The 3,246-nt window shown below is 40.5% G+C and carries 1 protein-coding gene and 4 pseudogenes; 2 read left to right on the top strand and 3 right to left on the bottom strand.

Annotated features, from left to right (window positions below):
- Positions 1 to 339 precede the first annotated feature (339 nt).
- Together Xvie_RS19920 and Xvie_RS23485 are read right to left on the bottom strand one after the other, a co-directional pair.
- A pseudogene (locus Xvie_RS19920) lies at positions 340 to 1,182 on the bottom strand (IS630 family transposase).
- 1,024 nt (positions 1,183 to 2,206) lie between these two features.
- Positions 2,207 to 2,353: pseudogene (locus tag Xvie_RS23485) on the bottom strand (integrase); the annotation flags it as partial.
- 59 nt (positions 2,354 to 2,412) lie between these two features.
- Between Xvie_RS23485 and Xvie_RS19915 the strand changes: the two are divergent.
- A pseudogene (locus Xvie_RS19915) lies at positions 2,413 to 2,583 on the top strand (IS630 transposase-related protein); the annotation flags it as partial.
- A 56-nt stretch (positions 2,584 to 2,639) separates the two neighbouring features.
- On the opposite strand, the gene tnpA reads toward Xvie_RS19915, so the two are convergent.
- Entirely contained in the window at positions 2,640 to 3,068 is a 429-nt protein-coding gene (gene tnpA, locus Xvie_RS19910; RefSeq protein ID WP_086110834.1) for an IS200/IS605 family transposase, read from the bottom strand.
- Between the two features lie 79 nt (positions 3,069 to 3,147).
- Here tnpA and Xvie_RS25045 point away from each other — a divergent pair.
- Positions 3,148 to 3,246: pseudogene (locus Xvie_RS25045) on the top strand (IS630 transposase-related protein); the annotation flags it as partial.

Raw genomic sequence — 3,246 nt, 5'->3', positions numbered from 1 at the left:
ACTTTCGGGGTGAAAACCGGCTGTGTATCAAATATGTCCGTGGGAATTCTGGGGATATAATTATTATAGTGATTTATGATTTTTAGTAGATTATTAATAGAATCAATACCGAAGATTGAATTATGAAATCAATCTTCGGTTTAAGTTTTATTGTATGTTTTTATACTAGTTTGGTGAAAATTACAAGCAACAGCAGCTTACTTTCCCACTGCTCTTCAATGGCTTTTACCCGCCAGTTCTGGAACCGCTCAAACTATCCGGCTTCTTCAAATTGAGGACTCCGAAATTATCAATAACTTAGGGTTTAAGCAGAAGGTTGAAATAAAGCTAAATAAGATTTCATAATAGCGCTACACTCCTTTTTTTCATGCCCGCTTTTTGATGTGATGAATACGATCCCAAAAATTCATCGACATCATTGAGCAACTGCCACATAAATTGACAGCAATGGTTACGTGTGACTGTCTCATGGAGTGATTGCCAGAGCCGTTCTATTTTATTTAACCAGGGAGAATAGACCGGTAAAAACAAGAGGTTAAATTTCGGATGTTGTGCCAGCCAATCCTTAACCCGCTTGCTTTTATGAATGCAATAGTTATCTAAGATTAACGTGAGAGTTTCTGCGTGGGGGTATTGGTGATTAAGTGCCTCTAACATTCTGATAAATAAATCAGAATTCTTCTTCATTCCTTTAACATAGGTGACTTTCCTTGTTTGGGCATTGAGGCAACCTGCAAGGTAATATTTTTCATTTTTTCCCGGTGTAACAACCCGTTTTTGCTGGCCTCTGAAACACCAATCTGCCCCAATTTTCGGATTCAAATCAATATCCACTTCAATGAGTTCAAGGCTCCAGCGTGAGCGAAGATAACCAAAATCTTGGGGAGAATGCTGTAATAATCAAGTCAGAAGCTGATAGAGTGGCGTTAGCTCCCAGACAGCAGGCCTGCCCACCGATAAGCTTTTAAGTCCTTCTAATCCATATAACGTAAACCACTCAATCCAGCGATTGACAGAAGAGCGTGCAGCAGAGAGGGGTTTAGCAACGTAAGTCACAGTACATCCATCATGCAGCATCAATAACGCGAGCAATCGGCGGGCATAGTTCTTATCACACGTTTTATGGATAAGTTTTTTCATTTTCTGGCGTTCATCTTGAGATATGGGTGCTATGATAGGCATAACTCGGTCCGTTGGGTGATTTGTGATTTTTCGCAATTGATCAGATCGCAAAAATCGGACTGAGTTCCCTCCAAGTGATCTATTATTTTGAAATCTTATTTAGTCACTCTTGTGTGTTGTATGTGTGATAACCCGGCGCAAAGGAATATCGATATCCTCGGGTGGTCAAAATGACCACCTCGGATAAATCAATGAGTTAATCAACTAGGGTGAAAATCACCACAGTAGGAGGGCTTGAGTTTAAGCTGTCCAGTATAGGGTTACTTAATGTAACTGAGTGCCTGAGTACGTATTACGTTCGCAGTGAGTTATTTGAGTATAATTGATTGATTTTTATCATGGTTGAAATCCCAACCATCTTTAAAGTGGGGGTATTGAGATTTCCGCAACACCTTTTATTTGTGCAGGTATCCCATAGGTTAAAGGGTAATTTCTGCCCTATAGCGACACTGACTTCTCATCCTCACTTGAGCTCTTCTTTGGCAAAAGCGCACCTGATCGCCAAATATCATCAAAAAATCTGAATATTTAAAAGTGCTGTTTATGTGTACAGAAATGCACTGGTTCAGCGGAGCACTTTAGCAGTGAATTTTTTGAACAAAATAATGATGACTGTTCTTCAATATAGGTTTTAAGAAGGATGAGCTGAGGGAAAAATCAGACTCAAAACGGGCAAGAATGGCATGTATTTTTGTTACACTTTCTTACAAAGAAAAACATATTGGTTATAAAAAAAACACCTCAGAGGGGAAAATTTGAGGTATTTGGGAAAAGAGCCGCGTATCTTTTGCGTATCTTTTTAAGTCCATTTACTGTCATGACAGTGACCACTCAACTTTGCTAACTGGCTGTTTTTCAAGTTGTTGTCCTGACACTGTCCTACCAAATTTGGTGGAGCTGGCGGGAGTTGAACCCGCGATATTATATTTATAATTATTTGTTTTTTTAATAAGTATTTGGTTGTTTATTAGTGCTTGAGTGCATTTTACGTGCACTTTGAAGTCCCTGCACTGTCATGCTGAGTTCAGTTTCTATTTTGGGAACTGAATTGGCGTTCGGTATTTCCGTTGTAGGCTTCTAAATACGAGCCATAATGTCGGAATAGCATTTCAGGCCCTTTGTGTCCCATTTGCGCAGCCAGCCAAAACAAGTTTACTCCCTGACTGATATAGCTAAATCATATTAATATGACATAATATCTAAATCTAAGATGACAAGGCATAAAATGAGATGGGCTACAGCTTAGATTTTCGAAAGCGAGTACTGGCATACAAAGACAAGCATTCGTTGACTTTCGAACAAACGAGTGCCCATTTTGAAATCTCCCTGCGTACCTTGTTCCGGTGGTGCAATAAAATAGAACCTTGCATGACCCGCACTCAACAACCACCGACTAAAGTCGGTGGGTTAGTGATTAACGGACTGAAAGTCCGGATACGCATCGGCTGAACGATGCGTCAATTGTCCATCCTGAAGTTATCGTTCGGGTTAGGTTCAAAATGATGCGCCAGATAAGCCTTTATCATCTCTTCCGTTAATCGACCCACCGTGGCACAAAAATAGCCTCTTCCCCAAAAATGTTGACCCCAGTAGCGCTTTTTCAGATGCGAAAACTCGTCAAACAACTTACTCGCTGTCCTTTCCTTCAGTCTCCTCATGATTTCTGAGGGCGCTAATGTTGGAGGACTACTCACCAGTATGTGAACATGATCTTTGCTCACTACTCCTTCTAATATCCTGATTTCAAATGCTTCACATGTCTGACGGACTAATTCTCGCACGCGTAGAGCGACTTCACCTGTCAGTACTTTGTACCTATATTTCGTGACCCACACAAAATGATATTCAATTTGAAATACCGTGTGGCTGCCATATCTGTAATCCATATTGCACCTCTCGTGCAACACAGTATCGCAGCTAAAGCTGACCGACTAAAGTCGGTGGTTTTAACCTTTCATATGGAAAAATAAACCCGCCACGAAAATCCCTGATGAGGGACTCATTGCGGATGTCCAAAATTTTCCTGATGACTATCAATGGGAAAGAGCAAAACGTTTAGGTGTC

It is taken from the genome of Xenorhabdus vietnamensis, assembly GCF_002127535.1.
GTDB classification, from domain to species: domain Bacteria; phylum Pseudomonadota; class Gammaproteobacteria; order Enterobacterales; family Enterobacteriaceae; genus Xenorhabdus; species Xenorhabdus vietnamensis.
The sequence above is the reverse complement of the archived record's forward strand: the minus strand, read 5'-3'. Positions and strand labels throughout refer to the sequence as shown.